21 protein-coding genes are annotated in these 24,127 nt (G+C 34.8%); 15 read left to right on the forward strand and 6 right to left on the reverse strand.

The window, feature by feature from the left end; genetic code table 11:
- Positions 1 to 2 precede the first annotated feature (2 nt).
- The 9 genes from A9G07_RS11505 to A9G07_RS11545 all read left to right on the forward strand — a co-directional run bounded on the left by A9G07_RS11505 (position 3) and on the right by A9G07_RS11545 (position 9,803).
- Positions 3 to 1,523 carry a UxaA family hydrolase gene (locus A9G07_RS11505; RefSeq protein WP_065735232.1) on the forward strand — a complete coding sequence of 507 codons (1,521 nt, stop codon included), beginning with the start codon at positions 3 to 5 and terminating at the stop codon, positions 1,521 to 1,523.
- A 51-nt stretch (positions 1,524 to 1,574) separates the two neighbouring features.
- On the forward strand, positions 1,575 to 3,092 hold the full coding sequence (locus tag A9G07_RS11510; protein WP_176713979.1) for a UxaA family hydrolase: 1,518 nt from the start codon (positions 1,575 to 1,577) through the stop codon (positions 3,090 to 3,092).
- A gap of 45 nt (positions 3,093 to 3,137) precedes the next feature.
- Entirely contained in the window at positions 3,138 to 4,436 is a 1,299-nt protein-coding gene (locus A9G07_RS11515) for a lactate racemase domain-containing protein (RefSeq protein WP_065735233.1), read from the forward strand.
- Between the two features lie 80 nt (positions 4,437 to 4,516).
- Entirely contained in the window at positions 4,517 to 5,794 is a 1,278-nt protein-coding gene (locus tag A9G07_RS11520) for an MFS transporter (protein ID WP_065735234.1), read from the forward strand.
- A 126-nt stretch (positions 5,795 to 5,920) separates the two neighbouring features.
- Positions 5,921 to 7,240: a LarC family nickel insertion protein gene (locus A9G07_RS11525; RefSeq protein ID WP_065735235.1), complete on the forward strand. Its 1,320-nt coding sequence runs from the start codon at positions 5,921 to 5,923 to the stop codon at positions 7,238 to 7,240.
- Complete coding sequence (locus tag A9G07_RS11530) at positions 7,237 to 8,058, forward strand: hypothetical protein (RefSeq protein WP_081303431.1); 822 nt, start codon at positions 7,237 to 7,239, stop codon at positions 8,056 to 8,058. The genes A9G07_RS11525 and A9G07_RS11530 overlap by 4 nt, the downstream gene beginning before the upstream one ends.
- A 25-nt stretch (positions 8,059 to 8,083) precedes the next feature.
- The gene (larB, locus tag A9G07_RS11535; protein WP_065735236.1) at positions 8,084 to 8,761 is read left to right on the forward strand and encodes a nickel pincer cofactor biosynthesis protein LarB; all 678 of its coding nucleotides are present in this window, start codon (positions 8,084 to 8,086) and stop codon (positions 8,759 to 8,761) included.
- 15 nt (positions 8,762 to 8,776) lie between these two features.
- Entirely contained in the window at positions 8,777 to 9,556 is a 780-nt protein-coding gene (locus tag A9G07_RS11540; protein WP_065735237.1) for a class I SAM-dependent methyltransferase, read from the forward strand.
- Between the two features lie 46 nt (positions 9,557 to 9,602).
- A complete protein-coding gene (locus tag A9G07_RS11545) occupies positions 9,603 to 9,803 on the forward strand; it encodes a hypothetical protein (protein ID WP_065735238.1) in 201 nt (66 codons plus the stop codon).
- Positions 9,804 to 10,429: 626 nt separating this feature from the next.
- Here the strand turns inward: A9G07_RS11545 and metA are convergent.
- The 6 genes from metA to rne form a co-directional block, all read right to left on the reverse strand.
- Positions 10,430 to 11,362 carry a homoserine O-acetyltransferase MetA gene (gene metA / locus A9G07_RS11550; RefSeq protein WP_065735239.1) on the reverse strand — a complete coding sequence of 311 codons (933 nt, stop codon included), beginning with the start codon at positions 11,360 to 11,362 and terminating at the stop codon, positions 10,430 to 10,432.
- A gap of 208 nt (positions 11,363 to 11,570) precedes the next feature.
- Positions 11,571 to 12,383, reverse strand: a complete 813-nt coding sequence (locus tag A9G07_RS11555) for a peptide ABC transporter ATP-binding protein (RefSeq protein ID WP_065561782.1) — start codon at positions 12,381 to 12,383, stop codon at positions 11,571 to 11,573.
- Between the two features lie 15 nt (positions 12,384 to 12,398).
- Positions 12,399 to 13,388, reverse strand: a complete 990-nt coding sequence (sapD, locus tag A9G07_RS11560; protein WP_065561781.1) for a putrescine export ABC transporter ATP-binding protein SapD — start codon at positions 13,386 to 13,388, stop codon at positions 12,399 to 12,401.
- Positions 13,389 to 13,390: 2 nt separating this feature from the next.
- Positions 13,391 to 14,251 (reverse strand): ABC transporter permease subunit, encoded by an 861-nt coding sequence (locus A9G07_RS11565; RefSeq protein ID WP_065735240.1) that lies wholly within the window; start codon positions 14,249 to 14,251, stop codon positions 13,391 to 13,393.
- Positions 14,244 to 15,173: an ABC transporter permease subunit gene (locus A9G07_RS11570; RefSeq protein ID WP_065735241.1), complete on the reverse strand. Its 930-nt coding sequence runs from the start codon at positions 15,171 to 15,173 to the stop codon at positions 14,244 to 14,246. Before A9G07_RS11570 ends, A9G07_RS11565 begins: the two co-directional genes overlap by 8 nt.
- Positions 15,174 to 15,235: 62 nt before the next feature.
- On the reverse strand, positions 15,236 to 17,872 hold the full coding sequence (gene rne / locus A9G07_RS11575; protein WP_065735242.1) for a ribonuclease E: 2,637 nt from the start codon (positions 17,870 to 17,872) through the stop codon (positions 15,236 to 15,238).
- Positions 17,873 to 18,572: 700 nt separating this feature from the next.
- On the opposite strand from rne, the gene syd reads away from it, so the two are divergent.
- The 6 genes from syd (at position 18,573) to A9G07_RS11605 (ending at position 24,126) form a co-directional block, all read left to right on the forward strand.
- Complete coding sequence (gene syd / locus A9G07_RS11580; RefSeq protein WP_081303432.1) at positions 18,573 to 19,124, forward strand: SecY-interacting protein; 552 nt, start codon at positions 18,573 to 18,575, stop codon at positions 19,122 to 19,124.
- Positions 19,125 to 19,252: 128 nt separating this feature from the next.
- Positions 19,253 to 20,428, forward strand: coding sequence for an amino acid aminotransferase (locus A9G07_RS11585; RefSeq protein ID WP_065735244.1), 1,176 nt, complete (start codon positions 19,253 to 19,255; stop codon positions 20,426 to 20,428).
- 374 nt (positions 20,429 to 20,802) lie between these two features.
- Entirely contained in the window at positions 20,803 to 22,164 is a 1,362-nt protein-coding gene (purB, locus tag A9G07_RS11590; protein ID WP_065561775.1) for an adenylosuccinate lyase, read from the forward strand.
- Positions 22,161 to 22,682, forward strand: a complete 522-nt coding sequence (locus tag A9G07_RS11595) for a GNAT family N-acetyltransferase (protein WP_065735245.1) — start codon at positions 22,161 to 22,163, stop codon at positions 22,680 to 22,682. The genes purB and A9G07_RS11595 overlap by 4 nt, the downstream gene beginning before the upstream one ends.
- On the forward strand, positions 22,682 to 23,458 hold the full coding sequence (locus A9G07_RS11600; protein ID WP_141673889.1) for an amino acid ABC transporter substrate-binding protein: 777 nt from the start codon (positions 22,682 to 22,684) through the stop codon (positions 23,456 to 23,458). Before A9G07_RS11595 ends, A9G07_RS11600 begins: the two co-directional genes overlap by 1 nt.
- Positions 23,455 to 24,126 carry an amino acid ABC transporter permease gene (locus A9G07_RS11605; protein WP_065735246.1) on the forward strand — a complete coding sequence of 224 codons (672 nt, stop codon included), beginning with the start codon at positions 23,455 to 23,457 and terminating at the stop codon, positions 24,124 to 24,126. Before A9G07_RS11600 ends, A9G07_RS11605 begins: the two co-directional genes overlap by 4 nt.
- The last annotated feature ends 1 nt before the right edge of the window (position 24,127 follow it).

The raw sequence follows: 24,127 nt of genomic DNA on the forward strand, positions 1-24,127 counted from the left end.
TTATGAGCGAAGTATCTAAAGTAATTATACTTCATCCTAATGATGATGTTGCCATAGCTCGTTTTCCGGTAACCAAAGGGTATGTAATTCAAGAAAAAAATATTTCAGTATTAGCTGATATTAAAGAAGGCCATAAAATAGCACTACACAATATTGAAAAAAATCAACCAATCAAACGCTATAATCAAATTATAGGTTATGCAATTTGCAATATCCAAGCAGGAGAACACATACATTTACATAATCTAAAAATGGGTGATTATGGACATGAATATGACTTTTGTGCAGATAAGAATGAAACCCCAAAAGCCAGTGAAAAAAGGACTTTCATGGGCTATAAGCGTAAAAATGGAAAAGTAGCAACTCGTAACTATATCGGCATATTGACATCGGTTAACTGCAGTGCAACAGTTGCACGCCGCCTTGAAGATCACTTTAAAGCAAAAGGATTAGACGATTATCCAAATATAGATGGCATCGTAGCGCTTCCACAAAGTTTTGGCTGTGCCATGGATATGAAAGGTGATTTGATGAAGATTATGCAACGCACAATGAGTGGTTATGCAAATCATCCAAATTTCGCTGGCATTTTAATAATTGGGCTTGGATGTGAATCTAATCAAATCAAAGATCTTATCCAAGTAAAAGAATTGAATGAAGGTCCTATGTTACAACATATGACTATTCAAGAAACTGGTGGATCACAAAAAACTTTCGATAAAGGAATTTCTATTATTGAAAGCATGTTAAATGAAGCAAACCAATACACCAGAGAGGAGGTACCTGCATCGGAATTAGTCTTAGCCCTTGAATGTGGTGGTTCTGATAGTTACTCAGGTATTTCTGCTAATCCAGCCCTTGGCGTAGCTGTTGATTTACTTGTACAACAAGGTGGAACAGCAATACTCGCCGAAACTCCTGAAATTTATGGTGCTGAATATATCCTTACTCGCCGGGCAGACTCGAAAGAAGTAGGTGAAAAACTTATTAATCGAATTTTATGGTGGGAGGATTATGCCAAAAGATGCCACGCAGAATTAAATAACAATCCATCCGCAGGCAATAAAGAAGGTGGACTTACAACTATTCTTGAAAAATCGCTTGGTGCTATTTGTAAAGCAGGAAGTACAAATCTTATGGATGTATATGAATATGCAGAACCAGTAACCGCAAAAGGTTTAGTATTTATGGACACTCCAGGATATGACGCATTTGCATGTACAGGTCAAATTGCTGGTGGTGCAAACATTATGTGTTTTACCACAGGGAGGGGGTCAGCCTATGGTTCAAAACCAACACCGTGTATAAAAATTGCTTCTAATAATTTTTTATGGCGGCGCCAAGAAGAAGATATGGATATTAATTGTGGTGATGTAGCCGAAGGACAAGAAACATTGGAGCAAGCAGGTAAACGTATTTTTGAAAAGATACTAGCTGTCGCTTCTGGTGAGAAAACAAAAAGTGAAAAATTTGGATATGGATCACTTGAATTTGTCCCATGGCAACCGGGTGCAATTATGTAAATATGAATAATCTTACCTCTATTAGCAGTGCATATTAAAGAGAAGTAATGAATGAGCAATATAAGTCCTATAATTAAATTAAATGAGAAAGATGACGTTGTTATAGCCAGAATTCCTATTAGCAAAGGAACGTGTTTATCCAATGAGCTTGTAGTATTAAATAACATACCCGAAGGTCATAAAATTGCTATTCGCAATATTGAACAAGGAGCACAAATCAAACGTTATGGACAAACCTTTGGATTTGCAACAAAACCGATTCTAAAAGGCGAACATGTCCATGTTCACAACGTTGGCGTAGGTAATTTTGATAAAGACTATGCGTTTGGTAAAGACGTACATACACTCCCCCCTGCAGATAAAATTGATACTTTTTTAGGTATCAGAAGAAAAAATGGCAAAATCGCTACCCGTAATTATATTGGGGTAATGTCGTCAGTAAATTGTAGTGCAACTGTAGCTAAGGCAGTTGAAATTTACTATAACAAAGTTGGACTAGTCAATTACCCCAATGTTGATGGTGTCATCGCTTTACCTCAAAGTTTTGGTTGCGGTATTGGACAAGACGGACCTTCCATGACGAATATGAGAAGAACTTTATCAGGTTACGCAACACATCCTAATTTTGCAGGTATGATTATTGTTGGCCTCGGATGCGAATCATCACAAATAAAAGATATGATGAATTTTGCTCATTTAACTGAAAATGAAAATTTACACACACTAACTATCCAAGAAACAGGCGGTTCCAAAAAAACAATTGATAAAATTATATCAATTATTGAGGAAATGTTACCTATAGCCAATCAAGTTCAACGCAAAGAAACCCCTGTATCAGAACTTATCCTCGCTTTAGAGTGTGGTGGTTCTGATGGTTATTCGGGTATATCAGCCAACCCTACTTTGGGTTATGTAGCAGATAAAATTATTCAACAAGGTGGAACGGCTATTTTATCTGAAACTCCCGAAATATACGGCGCAGAGCATCTACTCACCCGACGAGCCGTATCTCAACAAGTTGGTGAAAAACTGATTCAACGAATCAAATGGTGGGAAGAGCATTGTAAACAAAATAAAAGTGAAATTAACAATAATCCTTCTGTAGGAAATAAAGCCGGTGGTTTGACCACAATTTTAGAAAAATCACTTGGAGCAATCACAAAAGGAGGAACATCAAATTTAGTCGCTGTTTATGAATATGCAGAACCTGTCACAAGTAAAGGATTAGTGTTTATGGACACGCCCGGATTTGATCCTATGGCTGTAACGGGCCAAATTGCAGGTGGAGCTAATATTCTTTGTTTTACAACTGGACGAGGCTCAGCACTAGGTTCATCTCCAACACCCACCCTAAAAGTCGCTTCAAATAATTTCTTATGGAACAGACAACAGGAAGATATGGATATGAATTGCGGAGATATTATCGAAGGAAATGAATCAATTGCTCAGGCAGGAGAACGCCTATATTCAATGCTCCTTGAATTTGCATCAGGGGAAAAAAGTAAAAGTGAAAAATTTGGTTATGGAAGTTTGGAATTTGTGCCATGGCAAATGGGCGCTTTTATGTAATGTATTGCTTTAAATTTTAATGATATTCCAAGTTAGGAGAAAACTATGTCATTTGTTGATGAACTACTCAATGATATAAAACTACCAAGAATGGTAAGGATCAGACAGCGCTTCGAATCGCCTGCTGAAATTCAGGATATTGATGAAAAAATTCACATTGAATTTTCTAAACCAGAAATAAAAAATACAATAAAAAAAGATATGGTGATTGCAGTGGGTTTAGGTAGCCGTGGTGTTGCTAAAATAGACTTAATTGCAAGAGCTGTAATTAATGAATTAAAAGCCTTAGGGGCTAAACCTTATGGTGTACCAGCAATGGGAAGTCATGGAGGAGCCACTGCTGAAGGACAAATCCATGTTTTAGAAAAATTAGGCATGACAGAAGAGTTTCTTGGTTGTGAAATACGTTCCTCGATGGAAACAGTAAAAGTAGGAGAGCTACCTAACGGGTTAGAAGTATTAATGGATAAAAATGCGATGCAAGCTGATGGCATTATTTGTATCAACCGAATCAAAGCTCACAACGCATTTACTGCACCTATTGAAAGTGGCATTATCAAAATGCTATCTATTGGATTTGCGAAACAAAAAGGTGCTGATTCCTGCCACACTTATGGTTTTGGCTGTATGGCGCAAAATATCGTCAATATGGCAAGAATTAAAGTCGCTAATACTCCTTTCCTGTTTGGTATTGGCACTATTGAAAATGCCTTTGATCAGGTCGTTGACATTGAAGCTATCCCCGCTAATAAACTTGAAGAACGCGAAAAAGCCTTACTGGCAAAATCAAAAACTTACTTTCCTAAAGTAATGTTTGATAACGTTGATATCTGTATTGTTGATTTAATGGGTAAAATTTACTCTGGTGGAGGTATGGATTGCCATGTTACAGGCAGAGCCTGTACACCATTTATGCAACCCATTGCCTCAATACGCCCAGATAGAATAGTGGTACTCGATCTTCATGAAAAAAGCGGCGGCAATGCAACCGGTATGGGATTTGCTGATTTCTCTACAAAACGTTTACTTGATAAAGTCGATTTTCCTGAAACATACCCAAATGTACTTACATCACGCTTAAGCCAGGACGGTTACGTTCCGGTAATACTAGCTAATGATAAGCAAGCCATACAAGCTGCTGTTAAAACCTGCATTATTTTAGATGGACGAAAAGAAGCACGTATTATCAGGATTGCCAACACTTTACATATCGATGAATTATATATCTCAGAAAATATGCTTGAAGATGCAAAAGCAAATGCACAAATCGAGATTTTAAGTGAGCCTGAATATATTGCATTTGATGAAAATAACAATGTAACTGATATAGGAATTAACTTATAGATATGTAATTTCTAACAGCTTAACAATCAAATTATAACAAAATTAATATAGTCTATATAACGAGGCTAGGGAGTCCCCTTATGAGTAATATTACATTATTGTCGGTAATAAAAAAGACAAAACTTCGCTTAATTCCTTTTATGTTAATACTTTACGTCTTAGCATTTTTGGATCGTTCAAATATCGGCTTCGCCAAAGAGAGTTATCAAATTGACATTGGTTTAAGCAATGAAGCTTATGCTTTAGGTGCTGGATTATTCTTCGTAGTATACGCATTTTTAGGTGCACCAGCTAATTTATGTTTAAAAAAGTTTGGCGCCAGATACTGGATCGGTGCAACAACCTTAGCTTGGGGGCTTTTATCTGCTGGTATGGGATTTGCCGACAGTGAAGCGAAATTCTTAACCATTCGTATTTTATTAGGTATCACCGAGGCTGGTTTCTTTCCTGGTATGATCTATTTAACATCACAATGGTTCCCGCAAGCCAATCGTGCAGCAGTAATGGGATTGTTTTATATGGGAGCGCCTTTGGCAATGGCATTTGGTTCACCGCTTTCTGGTGCTCTTTTAGAATTACATGGTTTCCTTGGTCATCCGGGATGGTTTTGGATGTTTGTAATTGAAGGTGCATTAGCATTTATTGCAGGTATTTGGACATTCTTCTATTTAGATGACACTCCTGCAACCGCTAGATTCCTCTCTAAAGAAGAAAAAACCTTACTAGCTAATCAAATGCTATCAGAAGAGAACAATAAAAAAGCAGCGTCAGCTAAACTTATGGATGCATTGAAAAACCCAAGAATATGGCACTTTGCTATTATTTATGGTTGTATTCAATGTGGTGTATATGGACTTATCTTCTTTTTACCAAGCCAAGTGGCCAGTATTATGTCAAGTAAAGTTAACTTTATGACTTCTCTCGTCACTTCACTACCATGGTTATGTGCATTATTAGGGACATTTTTTATACCTCGATACTCAGATAGAGTTCAAGAGAGACGTAATACCTGTGCAGTCACATTATTAGTAGGCGGAGTTGCATTAGGTTTATCTGCTTACGTTGGCCCTATACCAGCCATTATTGCCTTATGCATTGCCGGTACGGCTTATTTTGCCTGCCAACCTATTTTCTGGATCATGCCTTCATCAATTTTAACGGGTAACGCGTTAGCTGCTGGTATTGGATTTGTCAATATGTTTGGTGCACTGTTTAGTTTTGGAGCCCCTATTTTAAGACAACACTCTGAAAATGTTGTAGGTACTCCTGCAGCTGGTTTATTGTCAATCGGTCTAGTTGTGGTAATTGGTTCAATCCTGATTTTCATTTTACCGAAAAATGTGGGTACAAGTGAGTAGAAACTATTAGTAAAATAATCAATAAATTAATTAATATACGATCGAAGTAACTAGTATAACTAATACAATGTATTTAGAATTAATGTTAAGTACATTGTATTTTAGAAAAATCTGAAAGGTTACATAATGCATATTCATCTAGACATAGTGGGCGGTATAGCTGGAGATATGTTCTGTTCAGCAATGCTAGATGCATTTCCTGAACTGGAAACCCCATTACGTACATTTTTATCTTCATTAGCTATTTTTAAAAAATATCAACTCGAAATAAAGGCTACACGACAAAAAGAGATCTTGGGTAAACAATTTATTATCTTGAAAAATCAACAAGCAATCGAGGATACCCAACATCTCATTTTGAAGCCATTAAACGATCAATCTCACTCAATAATAAAAAATAGATTATTAATGAACGATCAGCATGAACATTATAGCTGGCAAGAGATTTTAACAAAATTAGATCAAATTAAAGATAATGATAAGATTTACCAATGCACTAAAGCAATTTATACCATTTTGGCTAAAGCTGAAAGCGAAGTACACGGCATTACACTAGAAAATATAGGATTACATGAAGTCGGCGCGGATGATGCTATTATCGATATTATTGCAGCGGCATTTCTGATCACTCAGAGCAACGTATCGAGTTGGTCTTGCTCTGCCCTACCTTGGGGGCAAGGCACAATAAAGTGCTCACATGGCACTTTACCTGTACCCGCGCCAGCAACTTTAAAGATACTCACCAATTTTCAGTGGACTTATGATGATGAAATCGGTGAACGAATTACACCAACTGGGGCTGCTATTCTAGCTTGGATTATGCAACATTGTCCTGGCCCTATAAATGGTACGTTCATTAAAAGTGGTTATGGTTGTGGTAATCGGTCTTTTAAACAAAAACCTAATATAATGCGGGCAAACGTTTTTACCACTAACCCCCAAACAAATTTAGAACATGATAGTGTCTATATTATTCAGTGTGATATTGATGATATGACCGCTGAAAGCCTGGCAATATCTGAAGATAAATTAAGATTATCATCGGGGGTGCTTGATTTAGTCAGTCAACAAATAAAAGGCAAAAAAGGACGTTGGATGAGCAGAATAGAAATACTGTGCCAGCCAGATAAATTAACTGATATATGTCTTCAACTATTTACTGAAACAACAACTCTAGGTGTAAGGTATTGGCAAGTTAAGCGTTCTAAACTACCAAGAGAACAAATCACGATAAATGCAGATCAACAATCCTGGCCGATTAAAATTGCTGCCCGACCCAATCACAACTTCACTGCAAAATTAGAGTCTGACTGTATTCAATTACTAGAAACATCCTATGCCGAGCGTCAAAATATAAAATATAAATTTGAACAATCTGCGCTAAATACCTATACCAAGCAATTAAGTCATCATGAAAAGCCGAATGAGAAGGATATCAAATCATGACTAATCAAGATATTGAAGAAACTATTTTAATTCTTACATCATGGTTTAAAAAAATAAAAAAATGTACCATTGCGACCAGTGGTGGTATAGATAGTATGTTACTTGCTTATATTGCTCACAATACATTGGGACAAAATGCACTTATTGCACATTCAACTTCGCTTTCGGTTCCAACATTAGATGCTAAACGAGTTAGAAATTATGCACAAAAATATCGTTGGCATATCGAATTTATAAAAGCAGGGGAGCTAGATAATGAATCTTACCAAAACAATCCGGTGAATCGATGTTATTACTGTAAAAGTTGTTTGTTTGATCGTCTTAAAAAGTTACATCATGGAGTGCTAATCACTGGAACCAATCAAGATGATTTAGGCGATTATCGACCGGGTTTAATTGCTGCGAAAGAACAAAATGTAAGACAACCTTATGTTGAACTCAAGATTGATAAAATAATGATACGTAAGATGGTTGAGCATCTACAACTCAATGATTTAAAAGATATTCCAGCATCCCCTTGCCTATCAAGCCGAATTGAGACAGGGATTAAAATCTACCCGGATTATCTACAAGCGGTCGATCACGTTGAAAACTTTGTTCGTTCAGAACTAAAAACGGATCTTGTTCGTTTTAGAATACGTAATGATAAAGTTGAACTTGAGCTAGAACCCCTCCTTTTTAATCAGTTATCCGATCATCAAAAAGATTCACTGGTTAACAAAATAAAACTGATTATAGAACCTCTAGCTATCTCTCATAATGTTCAAATTTCAACCTATAAAAAAGGTAGTGCTTTTATCGGGGTAAAAAATATCTAATAATTATTAAAGGAAGCAATAAAAAATGAAAACACCGGATATTATCATGGACTTTGAGCGTCCTCAACGATGTGGCATCTCAGAAGCTGTATTTTGCCAGTATAAAACAGTTGAACAACTCGAAACGATATTATCACTTGCTAAGCAAAATCAACAATCATTACTGTTTACTCGTTTAACGAGTCAAAAATATCAGCGTTTAAAACCCAATTGGCAAGCAAAAATCAATTATCATGAAAATTGTCAATGTGCTGTATTTGGTTCACCAAAACCATTAATTGAAGAGGAATCAACCCATATTGCCATTGTTTCTGCCGGCTCATCTGATGCCCCAATTTGTGAAGAAACAAAACTGACGTTAAATTATCACGGAATAAAAGTCGATCTATTTCAAGATATTGGTGTTGCGGGATTATGGCGCCTGCAACAACAATTACCCCAATTACAAACCTACAATATAATTATTGCTATTGCAGGTATGGAAGCAGCTTTACCTACTGTTTTAGCTGGTTTAATTGATACCCCTATTATTGCCGTTCCTACCTCTATTGGTTATGGTGTTGCCGCAGGAGGTCATGTTGCTCTTAACGCTTGTTTATCAAGTTGTACCGGAGGAATTATGACAATGAATATCGATAATGGATATGGTGCTGCTTGTGCAGCAATCAAAATTTACAAAAAAATAATTAAAAACAATATATAGAAGCGAGAAAAGCGAGTGTTACAACCATATAACAATAGCGATGAGGACATTGTAAAAGATCTTATCATTTATTGGACCAATCGAGCCCTAGGATATAGTCAAACTAATCAAGAAGAACTGGCAACACAAAAAAGAACTATTTGGCAAAATTTAATTTTAACTCATGCCCCTAAAAAAGAAAAATTACGCATTTTAGATGTAGGAACCGGTCCTGGTTTTTTGGCTATCATACTAGCGTTAGCCGATCATAATGTAACGGCAGTTGATGTGACTGAAGCTATGTTAGTTCAAGCACAAAACAACGCCACACAATATGGCGTGGAGGTTAATTTTGTGTTATCTGATGTACAATGCTTGCCATTCGAGGATAATAGTTTTGATTTAATTGTATTACGGAATGTCACATGGAACTTAAATAACCCTACATTAGCTTATCAAGAGTGGTATCGGGTATTAAATTCAGGAGGTCGATTACTTAATTTTGATGCGAACTGGTATCTATTTTTGTTTGATAAATACCGCTATTTTCAATATAAACGAGACAGACGTAATACGGCTAATCAAGATATAGACGATCATTATGTACAAACAGATACCGAAGAGATGGAACGCATTGCAAGATTACTACCATTAAGCCAAGAGATTAGACCGCAATGGGATGTTAATACCTTACTGTCAATTGGTTATAAAAAAGTCTTTATTGATACTGATATATCAAAAAATGTTTGGGATAAAATTGAGCAGATCAATTATCATTCTACCCCAATGTTTATGATTAGAGCAGAAAAAGAGTAATAGGCATAATAACTATGAAAATTTTTATTAATTCATACTATATAAAATGCTTCATACTCTTTATAGCGAAAAAAACGGACAAAGACTACAAATTACACTTAATTTTATTATTAAAAATGCGATTAATAAAACCTTGTCTCAAGCAATACAAACTGATTTAAAAGCCATTGGTGCTGAGCTTATATTACAAGGTGAAGAAAAACAGATTTACTTAGATTTGCAACGCGCCAGTGGTTTTGATATTTAATATATTGTATCTTGAAGTAAACCTTGAGACCCTCAATCTTATGTTTCACCATTTTGAGTACCTACTCATGCTGATTATCATGTCCAACTTGGATTACCCCAAAAAAGTTGGATAAATGGATTTCAACTTTATTCATTACGCCAGATGATAATTTACACTAACAATCATATAAACAGGTATTAACCATGCTAGCAAACGAAGTGGTTTATATACAATAATTAACGTATTATTTAATAAACAATTAAATGGTGTAGAATTTAACAGCTATCCATCATTAATTGTTCTTTATGAACCTATCCGCTCCCTTGATGTTGTTCATCAACTCAAGAGCTTAGATCTACTGAAATCACTACTATAAGAGTTTTGACTGAGTTATTTCTCTCGCATGATCTACACGCTGTAACTTATCTTTGTCAATCTATTGCTTTTTATATCAAGACGAGCTGATTAAACAAATCCCTACAACGCAACTATCACAAGTACCAGTGATTATACTAAAAGCCTACTCAATGAATTTTAACACACTATTTTAGTAGGCTTGTAACGGTTAACATAATTTCAATATAAAAGATAAATTTGGTACTCAAACTCAATTTGGAGATTTACTAAGTCAATTATCCCATCATTTAATCATCAATTGTCAAATTGCGAGTTGTTAAATCAAATGGTGTTAATTGATAAACATAATAATTGAGCCAGTTACTAAATAATAAATAAGCATGGCTTCGCCATGTGGCTTTTGGCGTTAAATTTGGGTTATTTTCAGGAAAATAGTTGTAAGGAATTTCCGGATTTATTCCAGCTTTCAAATCTCGATTATATTCATTAGCTAAGGTGAAGGAGTCATATTCTGGATGCCCTGTTACAAAAGCCATACGTTTATCCGCAGTTGCCATCAAATATGGACCGGTTAAATCTGATTCAGCTAAAATCGTCAAATCAGTATAACTTTTAATTTTATCTATTGGAAAATCAGCATTACGTGAATGTGGCGCTAAAAAAGTATCGTCAAAACCTCGAGTTAAAAGTGCATTAGGTTGTATGATTTGATGTTGATAGACGCCTGACAATTTTTGTGAGCGAGTAAATTTTGGCATATCATAGAGTACATTTAATGCAGCTTGTACAGCCCAGCAAACAAACATTGTTGAAGTAACATGATCTTTTGCCCAAGTAATTATTTCAGCTAATTTTGGCCAATACACTACATCTGAAAATGCGACTTTACCTAATGGTGCGCCAGTTATGATAAGACCATCAAAATTCTGCTCACGAATATCTTCAAAATCACAATAAAAACTATTTAAATGCTCTACAGGGGTATTTTTGGATTCACGTTGATCAATACGCAAGAGTTGAATATTGACTTGTAAAGATGAATTGGAAAGCAAACGTAAAAACTGATTTTCAGTTTCGATCTTTTTAGGCATTAAATTTAAGAAGAGAAGCTTTAGTGGACGAATTTCTTGAGTATTAGCACGAGTTGAAGTCATCACAAATACATTTTCATTACGTAACACATCTACTGCCGGTAATGAATCTGGAATACATATAGGCATATTAAAAGCTCCTATTAATTACTTTTTATAACATTTTAAATAGACGTCTAGAAATCCATATAGCTAAATATAGTGTTTTTTAGAAAAATTGTCGAGCGTTTTGTTAGAAAAAATAGATATAATATTTTAAACAAAATCAGAACAATAGCAGATTATATGAATTAACAAATAAGTGTGATGATAGTAATATAAATAGTAAAAATAAAATTTAAATGATTCGAGTATCGGTCCGCCAAGTATCTGCGGTTAAAGCCTCACCAAAATAGCTATTAATCAGTTTTTGTGTGATTTCGCTTAATGGCGAAGCTAAGACTTCAGCAGTATTACCATATTCAACTAAATCACCATTATGCATAACTAAAATTTGGTCACTGATATGTTTCATCATACCAATATCTTGTGTTACATAGACATAAGAAATATTCTGTTCTTCTTGTAAAGACAACATCAAATTAACAATCTGTGAACGCATTGAAATATCTAACGCAGCTAAAGCTTCATCGAGAATAATAACTTTGGGTTTCAGAATTAAGGCCCTAGCCAATGCGACGCGTTGTTTTTGCCCCGCTGCCATCACTGATGGATAATAAGAAGCATGTTCAGGCAGTAAGCCTACTTGTTTTAAAACATCACTAATCAATTTTTCTCGTTCAAGAGCGCTATAATTGCTATTGCGTTTAAGTGGAATTTCAAGTAATTGACCAATACGAAGTCTTGGGTCAAAAGAGCTTTCAACATGTTGAAATATCATTCTAATAAGTTGTGACCGATGGACAAAATCACCATATTCAACTTTATTACCGTCAATCCAAATATCCCCACTATCTGGTTTTATCATACCAACCAGCATTTTGGCTAGTGTCGATTTTCCTGAACCATTTTGTCCTATAATGGCGAGTGTTTTACCTTCGTTGAGCGAGAACGACAATGGTTTAACTGCATCAATTTGTAAATGACCAAAGAGCCCTTTAGGAATTTTAAATCGTTTTGATAAATTTCGGACTTTTAATATTGGGTTCATTAACTATTCCTATATTTACTCATCAGTATTTAATGGAAAATGGCAAGCCACAGAATGATCCTTTATCAGAATAAGTTCAGGTGCTTGAATACATTTTTTTTGAGCATAAGGACAACGTGGCCCTAATCGACAACCAATAGGTAAATGCTCCAATGAAGGGATAACCCCTGGTAACGTGTTCAATGGACTTTTATGTGGCATGGCTTTACCAAAATCAGGTATAGCATAAATCAATGCCTGAGTATAAGGATGATAAGGCGATTTTATTAAATCTTCACTATCCGCAACCTCAACGGTTTGTCCACAATAAAGGACATTGATACGATCTGTCCAGCGAGTAACCATTTGTAAATCATGACTAATAAGTAAAATAGTCGTCCCCATATTCTGATTCATACTCGCTAATAACCTGAAGATTTGCGCCTCAGTTGTTGCTTCCATAGCATTAGTTGGTTCATCTGCAATAAGTAACTTAGGTTGGTTTGCTAATGCAATTGCAATCATCACTTTTTGACATTCACCTTCCGTTAATTCAAAAGGATATGATTTAAGGATTTCTTTATGATCTTTAATTCCAACGCGATGTAATAATTCAACAGCTCGATGTTTACGCCAAAATAGACGCTGCCACCAATGTCCTTTAAAGGTTCTTCGTGGGATAGCCTCGATTAACTGTTGCCCTATTTTCATTGAGGGATCCAAGCAGGACTGCGGTTCTTGGAAAATCATCGAAATATGGTCACTGATGACTTTTCGACGTTGTTTTGGTGTCAATTTAAGTAAATCGATATCATTAAAATGAAAACGATCAGCAGATATTTTCCAATTATGATTTGTCACACCCAATATAGCTTTAGCAATAAGGCTTTTACCAGAACCAGACTCGCCAACTAGACCTCGAATTTCGCCTTCAGACAGCTTCAAATTCACGCGGTCAATTGCGCGTAAAAGGCCATCAGGAGTAATAAACTCAATAGTTAAATTACGAATGTCTAATAATGCCATAATTAATGTCCTACTCGCTGGCCAAATAATCCAAAATTGAATAAATAAACCAAAGTAATTGTAGTAGACACAGCAATACCCGGAGCTAAAAAAGCAAGCAAATTAACATCCATCATATCTTTCATCTTAAACATCATCATGCCTAAATCTGGCCGAGAAAAATCATTAGCAAAACCCAAAAAGGTAATTGTTGTTATCGCTAAAATAACTGAACCAAATAATGAAACAATTTCAGCCAAATAAACGGGTAAAATATTAGGGATAATATAATGATTTAAGATAGAAAATGAGGATAATCCATCGAGTCGATACGCAGTAATATAGGTTTTATTCCATTCCTTAATAACACGTTGATGGATATTATAAATGAAGCGCGGTGAATAGGATAAACCAATCACAATTAAAATATTGGTAATATCATCTTCCAATAACAAGCTAATAACAATTACACCAAGTAATGGCGGAACGACCATAAAAAATCTAAAAATAAATAAAATAAAAGGCCTAATAAATGAAACAAAAAACATTAAATAGTTAATCACTCCACCGATTATGATGACATAAAAAACCGCTTTTAAAGTCATTGAAATGGTTGACCGATAACCAATTAATAAGTAATCAAAAATATCTTGCCCTTGATCAGTTGTTCCTAATATATGATTAATATCTCCATTAGGCCACCAAGCAGGAGGCAATGAAGTTGCATAGATAGGGTTCAAGTGAGCATGAAAAAGCCATTTGGTTGATAATGCAATAAAAGCAATTGCTAAAACCCCATAAAAACTTATGATCAGGTATAAATTGCTATGAAGTCTTTGGAAACATGAATTTATTCGCTTACCTAACAAAATTATCCTAGACATTATGTTCCTTATGACGTAATGGATAAATAGCGATAGCTGTTATCTCACCTAATAAAGTTAATAAACTAATTACTGTTCCACACGCAAGAATTGCTATCGCAATAATAAAATAATTATGGTTACGATAAGCCATCATCACCCATTGGCCTAAACCAACTCGATTGAATAAAATTTCAATAACCATAGTTAAAAATAATAAAGTCGTGGTGTTATATGTCAATTGTGGAATTGTTGCCGGAATTGAATTTGGTAATAAATGTCGACGTAACACTTTAAACGGTGAACGTTCCCGGATAATTGCCATTTTAATATAATTTTGTCTTGAAGTATTTTTGACATTTTCACTGACTAGTTGAATGGTCATAATACTTGGTTGAATAGCTAAAATAATTGTTGGCAAAAGTAAATAGTGAAGCTGATCTAACAATGCAGTGAATTTATCTGGCCTTGATGAAATTAAAATATCTAACAAAGAACTACCGGTTACTGATGGTGCGATATCAAAGTTCATTGAAATCGGCATTGTCGAGGAAAGATAAAACATTACAATTGTTGCGAGCATAACAATCGGGCAAGAATAAAAGATTAAACAGCCTAAACGAATGGTAGTATTCAACCAATTTATATTACTTAAACCTAGAAAAATACCCAAAGGTAATCCAATAAGTAAAGCTACAAGCAATGCTAAAATACAAAGTTCAAACGTTGTTAATAAGGTATCTAAAAATGGTAAAGTTTCACCTGATACTAACCTAAATTGACCTTGTAGTAATTGTTTAAAAAAAGCATTATAGGCATCAACAAAAGTTAAATCACTAAAAATAGATTGAGGATCAAAATAGACCAGACAAAAGCTGATCTGAGCAAGTACGCAGATAATAAATGAAAACGTCACTATTTTTTTTAAAATATAGATAATCATTGTTTATCTTTATTATGAGTAAAAACAACAGTGATCTCCATCACTGTTGTTTTAGTTATCTGCTATTCAGGTATGACCGGTTTACTTGCTGCGGCATAAGCATGATCTTGAGCACTTAATCCACCAGCATTACCTTTACCGTCATAACGATAATCCAACTCTTCTCGTGTTTTTATTCCACTATCAGATTCCACATAGTCCGGAGCTGGAGCCTTAGTCATTATTGATGATGAATAACCTGCTGCAGGATCTCCTGTAGATTCTGTTGTTACCTGAGTTGTAGGTGATTTCTCAATATTTGCTTGAGTTGTGATATTTGATTGAGATTCACTAGCAACTACGTTTTTAGCGATGTCTACATCATCTTTAATTACGATTGGTAATAAAAGTGAAGGGATCACTGGAACAGCATTAAGCGATTCATCATGGCTAACTTGACTATAATCAACCGATACACGGCCTAATGCAAGCTCTAATGACGCAGCAGCAAATTGCAATGGCATTGCGGACTGTTTTAATTCGCTATTTTTACCGCGTCGTTTAGTCCGTGGTGTATTCATACGCAAATGACGAGATGTTCTTCGTTGACGCTTCGGTTGTGAATCGTTAGTTACAGCATTATCGCCTGTTTCAGGAACAATAACCGGCAATAATAAAGTAGGGATACACACTTTTTCAGTTTGAGCAGGTACATCACTATTTTTAACACGAACACTCTTCGTTAATGCACGCTGTTGACGTCTTGGTTTCGCTTCTTTTTGCTTAGGTGGTTGTGCCGCCTCATTAACGACTTTATCAGCTTTTATATTATTCGCAGCATTAGATGAATTATTATTTTGTTTTGTACGACGATTAGAGCGTGTAGTCTCTTTAACTTCATCAGTTGCAACATTATTATTTGCAGCTGAATTGTTACGATTATTACGCTGACGTCTATTATTTGAACGTTGATTATCTCGTTTTTTATTTGATTGAGGCTTAACTTCTGGTTTAGGTTCTACCTTTTCGGAAACAAATAACTGACGAATTTTCTTAAATAAACCACCAAATAAGCCACTAGATTTTTCAACTTTTTTCGGTTCACTTTTCGCTTTAGATGCTTTACTCGCTTCTACTTTAGGACCTGATAATACAGCTTGCTCTACAACTAATTCAGCGACTTGATCTTCTTCTTCCTCTTCAAGCTCACGGATTAGTTTAGGTAAATTGTAGCTTAATACATCTGTCTCTTCACCACTACGTTTACGAATCACTTTATAAAGTGGTGTTTCCATTTCTTCATCGCCAGCAATGACGATTTTAACATCCGGATGCATTCTTTCGATATTATTAATCGCACGGCGCTTTTCGTTAAGCAAATAGCTAGCAATTGGTACTGGCACAATCACATCAATTTGAACCGTATTATCTTTCATCGCCTCTTCTTGAATTAAGCGAAGAATTGAAAGTGATAATGAATTATTATCACGAACTGTACCTGTTCCTTGACAACGAGGACATATATGATGAGTTGCTTCACGTAGAGATGGGCTTAAACGTTGACGAGACATTTCAAGCAAACCAAAACGGGAAATACGAGTGGTTTGGATTCTTGCTCGATCTGTTTTCATCGCTTCTTTTAAGCGATTTTCCACTTCACGTTGATTACGAATTGGCGTCATATCAATAAAGTCGATGACAATCAAGCCACCTAAATCACGTAATCGCAATTGGCGAGCAATCTCTTCTGCCGCTTCAAGATTAGTATTAAATGCAGTCTCTTCAATATCGCTACCACGAATAGATTTAGCTGAGTTAATATCGATCGCAGTTAATGCTTCAGTTGCATCAATAACAATCGAACCACCAGATGGTAAGCGAACTTCCCGTTGGAATGCCGATTCAATCTGACCTTCGATTTGAAAATGATTAAATAATGGTACATCACCTTCATAAAGTTTAAGACGACTAACATACTCAACACGACCTAAATCAGCTAATCGTTTTTTTGCAATTTCCAGTACTTTAGGATTATCAATAAGAATATCACCCACATCATCACGTAAATAATCACGAAATGCTCGAGTAATAATGTCACTTTCTTTATGAATTAAGCTTGGTGCTGGATGATTTTTTGATTCATTTTGAATCGCTGTCCAATAATTAACTAACGCATTTAAATCCTGTTGTAGCTCTTCTTGGCTTTTACCCACACCTGCTGTTCTAGCTATTACACCCATGCCCTTTGGTTTTTCTAGCGCATCGATAACCCTTTTTAGATCTGCACGCTCTTCTCCCTCAATGCGACGTGAAACCCCACCTGCTCTTGGGTCATTTGGCATTAGTACTAAATAGCTACCAGCTAAACTGATATAAGTCGTTAAAGCAGCACCTTTTTTACCACGAATCTCTTTTTCAATTTGGATAAGGACTTCTTGGCCTTCTTGCAGATGTTTAATACTACGGCGACCAGAAATATTTGAAGGGAAATAGCTTTCTGCGATCTCTTTTAATGGTAAAAAACCATCTCGCTCACCACCATATGAAACGAACGCGGCTTCTAAACTAGGATTGATTTTAGTGATTTTGCCTTTATAAATATTGGCTTTTTTTTGTTCGTGACCAAGGCTTTCGATATCTAAATCATACAAGCGTTGGCCATCAACAAGGGCAACTCGCAGCTCTTCTTGCTGGGTTGCATTGATTAGCATTCTTTTCATTATTCTACACTCTTCATTAATCTAAATTAACTGTTGGTAGAATCTTATTATTAATAAATGCTTATTTTAACAATGATAAACAATAGTACTTAACTTAATATTTTGTATACAGTATTTCATTATTTTATTTATGTTATTTTTGTTATTATTTTATGTGAAATCCGTATATACAACATCAATACATTTTTAGAGGTAATATTACATTCAAAACACTTATATACTTTTTGAACACCACTAAACATACAATTATTGATATTATTTCAATGATGAGTTTGCAAATTTCTACAATTTAACAAACCACTAAATCTTTATATGATTGTTTAAAATAAACATATTAATTAATTATAATAATTCTACTTACGCTATTTTATTTTGACAAACTGTAATGTCTAACGCCATTGCTGCATTACAAGGATAAATTATCCTTGTCTATTATTCACGTTTCAGCAGAGGATAGCAAGTAAATTAAAGTGATTATTTTATAAACAATTAAGTATTAATTTTAAACGCTCAATAAAATAGGCTAAAAGTATAATAAAATGCAGCATTAGTCGCTAGTTTTCTAAATTTGATTTTGTCTAAATTTTCTACATCATTACTGATAGTTTTATGACCTATTTTAGTAATTTACAAACCTAACATTAACACAGGTGCATATCCCAATTTTATCCGTATAATATAATTTAGATTTGCTTACAAAATGAACGAATATTTATCTATGGAATTACCTGAAAAAATTGCCTTAACTGATTTTACCCATCGTTGGATTGCTCAATTTGATGGTGCACCCAAAAGTGAAGAGTTACATTCATTACCTTCTCCTTGTATTATAAAAACCGAAAATCTTACTGTTTATTGGCAGCCTTATTTACTTATTCCACCAAGAAATTTAACCATCGTTGAACAAGTAATTAATATAAAAATACATCAAAGCGCTCATATTTATTATGGGACACAATATGCGGCTAATATGTCTGCAAAGTTTGCCGATATTGATGTAATTTTACTTCAACCATGGAGTGATAACGACTTCTCTAATTTAGAGCAAAATTTAATTGCGCATTTATCACAGCAAAAAAAATTAAAACGCCAACCGACTCTTTTTATTGGCTCAACTAATAAGGACACTGAAATTATTGCAATAAATAATTTAACTGCTGAAATTGTTAAAGAAGATTTAATAACAGGACAATTAATCACATTAGCACCTGATTTAAAATCATTTCTTGAAAAACTTGAAATTGAAAGTTAACAATTTGTATTTGAAAACACCCATAGTGGTAAAATTATTGCTTCGAAGCCTGATTGTTAACGAAATTGTAACTTGCCAAACAATGTGTATATAATGCATTGAAGCTCAAAAAAAGAAATAGGTATATTATGTTTGAATATTTATTAGCAGCGCCTGCAGATCCCATTTTAGGTTTAGCGGATCTTTATAACAAGGACGAACGCACTAACAAAATCAATTTAAGTGTTGGTGTTTATAAAGACGAGACGACCAAAACACCTATTTTAGAAAGTGTAAAAAAAGCTGAGCATCTGATTTTAAATGATGAAATCACAAAAAGTTATTTACCAATTGATGGTCTTAACTCATTTAATAATGCTACCCAAATTCTACTATTTGGTACTGAAAATCAACGAGCTAGAACAGCTCAAGCACCTGGAGGCACTGGTGCATTACGAATTATGGCTGATTTTTTATCTCGACGTACCAAAGTAAAACGAGTATGGATAAGTAATCCATCTTGGCCTAATCATCGTAGCATATTTCAAACCGCAGGCTTAGAAGTTCGTGAATATCGTTACTACAATCCATTAACGCGAGACCTAGATTTTGATGGTTTAATGACTGATTTAAGTCAAGTTGTCGCTGGTGATGCGGTACTATTTCATGGCTGCTGCCACAACCCAACTGGTATCGATCCAACGCCTGAACAATGGCAAGCTATTTCGGAATTAGCGTTAAAAAACGGTTGGTTACCACTATTCGACTTAGCTTATCAAGGATTTGGACAAGGAATAGAAGAAGATGTATATGGACTTAGACTATTTGCCAATAACCAACCAGAACTCCTAATTGCTAGTTCTTACTCAAAAAACTTTGGACTTTATAATGAACGTGTTGGGGCGTTTACTTTAATTGCTGCTGATAGCGAAATTGCCGATCGAGCATTTAGTCAAGTAAAAACTATTATTAGAGCCAATTACTCTAATCCACCAGCACATGGCGCCAAAATTGTCTCTTATATTTTAAATAATGATGAGCTAAAAGAAGAGTGGATTGACGAATTAACCAGTATGCGCCAACGCATTCATCGTATGCGACAGTTATTTGTAAAAACACTACAAGATAAAAGTGCTAACCAAGACTTCAGCTTTATTGCTAAACAAAATGGTATGTTCTCATTTAGTGGTTTAAGTGAAGAACAGGTAATAAAATTGCGTGATGAGTATGGCATCTATATGGTCAATTCAGGTCGTATCAATGTTGCGGGAATGACTATTGATAATATGTCTAGACTTTGTGAATCAATTGTCGAAGTATTATAAACCTCAAGTTTAATAAAATATTTCTAGTAATAGTCGAATACATTAGCAATTAATTTAAATTTTAATCACCAATGTATTCGATATATTAACAATAAGAATTTTTTTATAAGCTCTATCTAAATTATGTTTTGTCCTGAATTGATATCCCCATCAACCATTTGAATATTATTAAATAATTTATATTATCAATCTAAAAAAGCCTCTCCTCAAAATTTTTTGCTAAATAACACTCTTTTTAAACTCGATAAAGAGTCGTGTCATTCATTCCATTATTCCTTTTAGTTATATATTTAGGAAAACTAGCTATTAGACGTTAAATCAATAATTAATAATAATTGCTATCAATTTATTGAATTTTCATTGAGGACGGTTTTGTGGCATCACATATTTTAGATTTTTTAATTTTAGGCAATAATTTTGGCACTAGCGAAATGCGCCAAATATGGTCTGAACAAAATCGCTTAGAAAAGCAAGTAAAAGTAGAAGTAGCTTTAGCAAAAGCTCAAGGTGAATTAGGTGTAATTCCTGCTGATGTTGCTGATGCAATTATTGCCAAAGCTGATGCATCAAAATTATCACTTGAACAACTCGCTCAAGAAGCAGCCAAAGCGAAACATTCACTGATGTCAACAATCAACGCATTACAAAAACAAGTAGGTGATGCAGGTCAATATATTCATTATGGAGCAACCACCCAAGATATTGTCGATACCGCAACTGTTCTCCAGATACAACAGTCATTTGATATAATTGAACGGGATACTAAATTAATTGCGCATCAATTAAAACGGTTGGCTAAACAATATCAATATTTACCGATGGTAGGTCGCACCCATGGTATGCAAGCATTACCGACAACATTTGGTTTTAAATTAGCGGTTTGGTTAGACGAGTTTGTTCGTCATTTACAACGTTTATCTGAAATAAAACAAAGAGTTTTAGTCGGCAATATTAGCGGAGCTATTTGTACTTATGCATCAATGGGTGAATTGGGTCCACAAGTGGAAAATCGTGCATTAACTTCACTTGGACTAAATACACCCAATATTGGTTGGCAATCTGCACGAGATCGTTTTTCTGAATACGCGTCAGTTATTGCTCTTATTAGCGGTTCGCTTGGCAAAATTGGTAACGAATTTTACAACCTTATGCGAACAGAAATTAACGAAGTCGAAGAACCCTTTTCAGATGGTAAAATTGGCTCAACTACCATGCCTCATAAGCGTAATCCAGCCGCCTTAGAAGGTTTAGCTAGTCTTACCGCACCTCTATTAAAAAGTGTAGCACTTATTCATGAATCAATGAAAGTTGAACATGAACGCGATGCCATGAGCTGGCGGGCAGAATGGATTGCCCTGCCAGAAATTAATCTTTATATTTCAGCACAACTTCAAACCGCTTTAGCTGTTTTAAAAGGACTAAAAGTCAATGCTGATCAAATGTTAGCTAATTTAAAAAAACAAAATGGCTTACTGTTATCAGAAAAAATAATGTTCGAAATTGGCAAGCGATTAGGAAAACAAACTGCTCACCATTTAATTTATGAAAATGCTATGCAAGCATTTGAACAAAACCGGCCATTTAAATCCCTCCTATTGGATGATCCACGTTTAAGTGAACAATTTACCGAGTCTGAACTTGATAATTGGTTAAATCCAATTAATTATCTGGGGTCTGCACCACAAAAAGTCGACCAAGTAATCAAATATGCGGAACAAAGCGGAGTATTATTATGAATTTTCGCTTAATCAGCTGTTCCGATATTCCAGCATATCAACAATTATTGCACCGAGCATATCAAGCTACGTCACAGTTAGGCATTCATTTTGCAGCAGCTACTGTCGAACCTGAAGAAATAATTCATCATATTGATTCGAATGCAGTTTATATAATAGAAAAGGACAATAAATTAATATCAACCTTAAGCATACGTTTTCCATGGGGAAATAACCCAGGACCTTATGGATTACCACATTTAGGCTGGTTTGCAACAGATCCAATTTATAAAGGACAAGGCTATGGTAATGCTTTATGGGATTGGGTTGAAAAAGAAGTTTTAATTAACCAACTTAAGCTTCCCGCCGTAACTTTAGGTACAGCAGCCAATCATCCATGGCTAGCCAATATATATCGCAAAAAAGGATATCAACAAATAGGGCAAGTAAATTTAACCAGTGATCACACTACCCTTTATTTTGAAAAAATATTAAATCACAAAAACTATTCCGAATGGAAAAAGAGGAGTCATCAATAATGAAAAAAATAATAACATGGTTTTCTGCTATTTTATTAATTACCCTGAGTGGTTGTGATAATCAATCAAACAATCAGGCGGCGGAACAAAACATTATAAAAGTAGGCTCAACCGGTCAAAGTTACCCGAATGGTTATAAACAAGATGGAAAGTTAGTTGGATTTGATGTCGAAGTCACAGAAGCAATTGCCAATGAGTTAGGTTTTAAAGTTGAATGGGTAATTGCTGAATTTGGTGGATTAATGGGCCAATTTGACTCAGGTCGTTTAGATACGGTAGCAAATGCAGTGGCAGTTACACCAACTCGTCAAGCTAAATATGATTTTTCTCAGCCGTATAGTTTTTATGGTAGTCAAATTGTTACACACAAAGATAATAACAATATTAATCAGTTAACTGATTTTAATGGTAAAACTATTGCAGGGGTACTTGGTTCAAACCATATTAATAATCTTAAAAAAGCATTTCCTAATAACGAAATTACGATCAAAACCTATGAAACTCGAGATGGAGCAATGCATGATACAGAATTTCAAAGAGTCGATGGTTATGTCAATTCAAAACCAATTTTATTGGCAGAAATTAAACGAAAAAATCTACCATTCAAATTAGTGGGCGAACCAATTACTATTGAACAAGTTGCCTTCCCATTTAGTAAGGATGAAAAAGGTAAAGCTTTACGAGAAAAATTTAACCAAGCCATCGAAAAATTACGTGTTAATGGAACATTGAAAAATCTTTCAATTAAATATTTTGGTGAAGATATTACCTCATGAATTTTAATATAAACTATTTCTTTAGTGTATTCCCGCAGATATTACCTTATCTGCCAGTTACACTTTTTATTGCCATTATATCATTTGTGTTTGCCACTATATTAGGGCTTGCTATTGCTTTGATTAGAAACAATAAAATTATTGTAATTGATTCTTTTTTGGCGCTGTTTATTTCTTTATTTCGTGGAATTCCATCTGTCGTTTTACTGTTTATTATTTATTATGGCCTACCACAAATATTTCCAATTATGAAACAGGTAGGCGCAACCACGGCGGCTATTATCTGTTTTAGTTTAAAATATTCAGCTTATTTAGCCGAGATATTTCGTGCTGGCTTAACTTCGGTTGATCTTGGACAAAAAGAAGCAGGATTAACCTCAGGATTAAGTACAATTCAGGTTTATCGAGGAATTATATTACCTCAAGCGATGATTAATGCTTTACCGAATGCGGGGAATATGTTTATTTCACTACTCAAAGACTCTTCTGTAGCATTTTTTGTCGGGGTACAAGAATTATTAGCAGCAGGAAAAATGTTAACTGCTAATTCTTTTCTCTATTTTGAAACTTACTTAGCCGTCGGTATTGTTTACTGGCTAACTGTTGTCGCCTATTCATGGTTACAAAAGCAGTTAGAACGTAAACTAACTAAACCATATCATCGTTAAG

The organism is Gilliamella sp. wkB72 (assembly GCF_001693745.1).
Lineage (GTDB): Bacteria > Pseudomonadota > Gammaproteobacteria > Enterobacterales > Orbaceae > Gilliamella > Gilliamella apicola_E.

Coding starts and splice junctions, on each gene's coding strand:
- A9G07_RS11505 (WP_065735232.1), top strand. CDS start 3: ATGAGCGAAGTATCTAAAGTAATTATACTTCATCCTAATGATGATGTT.
- A9G07_RS11510 (WP_176713979.1), top strand. CDS start 1,575: ATGAGCAATATAAGTCCTATAATTAAATTAAATGAGAAAGATGACGTT.
- A9G07_RS11515 (WP_065735233.1), top strand. CDS start 3,138: ATGTCATTTGTTGATGAACTACTCAATGATATAAAACTACCAAGAATG.
- A9G07_RS11520 (WP_065735234.1), top strand. CDS start 4,517: ATGAGTAATATTACATTATTGTCGGTAATAAAAAAGACAAAACTTCGC.
- A9G07_RS11525 (WP_065735235.1), top strand. CDS start 5,921: ATGCATATTCATCTAGACATAGTGGGCGGTATAGCTGGAGATATGTTC.
- A9G07_RS11530 (WP_081303431.1), top strand. CDS start 7,237: ATGACTAATCAAGATATTGAAGAAACTATTTTAATTCTTACATCATGG.
- larB (WP_065735236.1), top strand. CDS start 8,084: ATGAAAACACCGGATATTATCATGGACTTTGAGCGTCCTCAACGATGT.
- A9G07_RS11545 (WP_065735238.1), top strand. CDS start 9,603: ATGCTTCATACTCTTTATAGCGAAAAAAACGGACAAAGACTACAAATT.
- metA (WP_065735239.1), bottom strand. CDS start 11,362: ATGCCTATATGTATTCCAGATTCATTACCGGCAGTAGATGTGTTACGT.
- A9G07_RS11555 (WP_065561782.1), bottom strand. CDS start 12,383: ATGAACCCAATATTAAAAGTCCGAAATTTATCAAAACGATTTAAAATT.
- sapD (WP_065561781.1), bottom strand. CDS start 13,388: ATGGCATTATTAGACATTCGTAATTTAACTATTGAGTTTATTACTCCT.
- A9G07_RS11565 (WP_065735240.1), bottom strand. CDS start 14,251: ATGTCTAGGATAATTTTGTTAGGTAAGCGAATAAATTCATGTTTCCAA.
- A9G07_RS11570 (WP_065735241.1), bottom strand. CDS start 15,173: ATGATTATCTATATTTTAAAAAAAATAGTGACGTTTTCATTTATTATC.
- rne (WP_065735242.1), bottom strand. CDS start 17,872: ATGAAAAGAATGCTAATCAATGCAACCCAGCAAGAAGAGCTGCGAGTT.
- syd (WP_081303432.1), top strand. CDS start 18,573: ATGAACGAATATTTATCTATGGAATTACCTGAAAAAATTGCCTTAACT.
- A9G07_RS11585 (WP_065735244.1), top strand. CDS start 19,253: ATGTTTGAATATTTATTAGCAGCGCCTGCAGATCCCATTTTAGGTTTA.
- A9G07_RS11595 (WP_065735245.1), top strand. CDS start 22,161: ATGAATTTTCGCTTAATCAGCTGTTCCGATATTCCAGCATATCAACAA.
- A9G07_RS11600 (WP_141673889.1), top strand. CDS start 22,682: ATGAAAAAAATAATAACATGGTTTTCTGCTATTTTATTAATTACCCTG.
- A9G07_RS11605 (WP_065735246.1), top strand. CDS start 23,455: ATGAATTTTAATATAAACTATTTCTTTAGTGTATTCCCGCAGATATTA.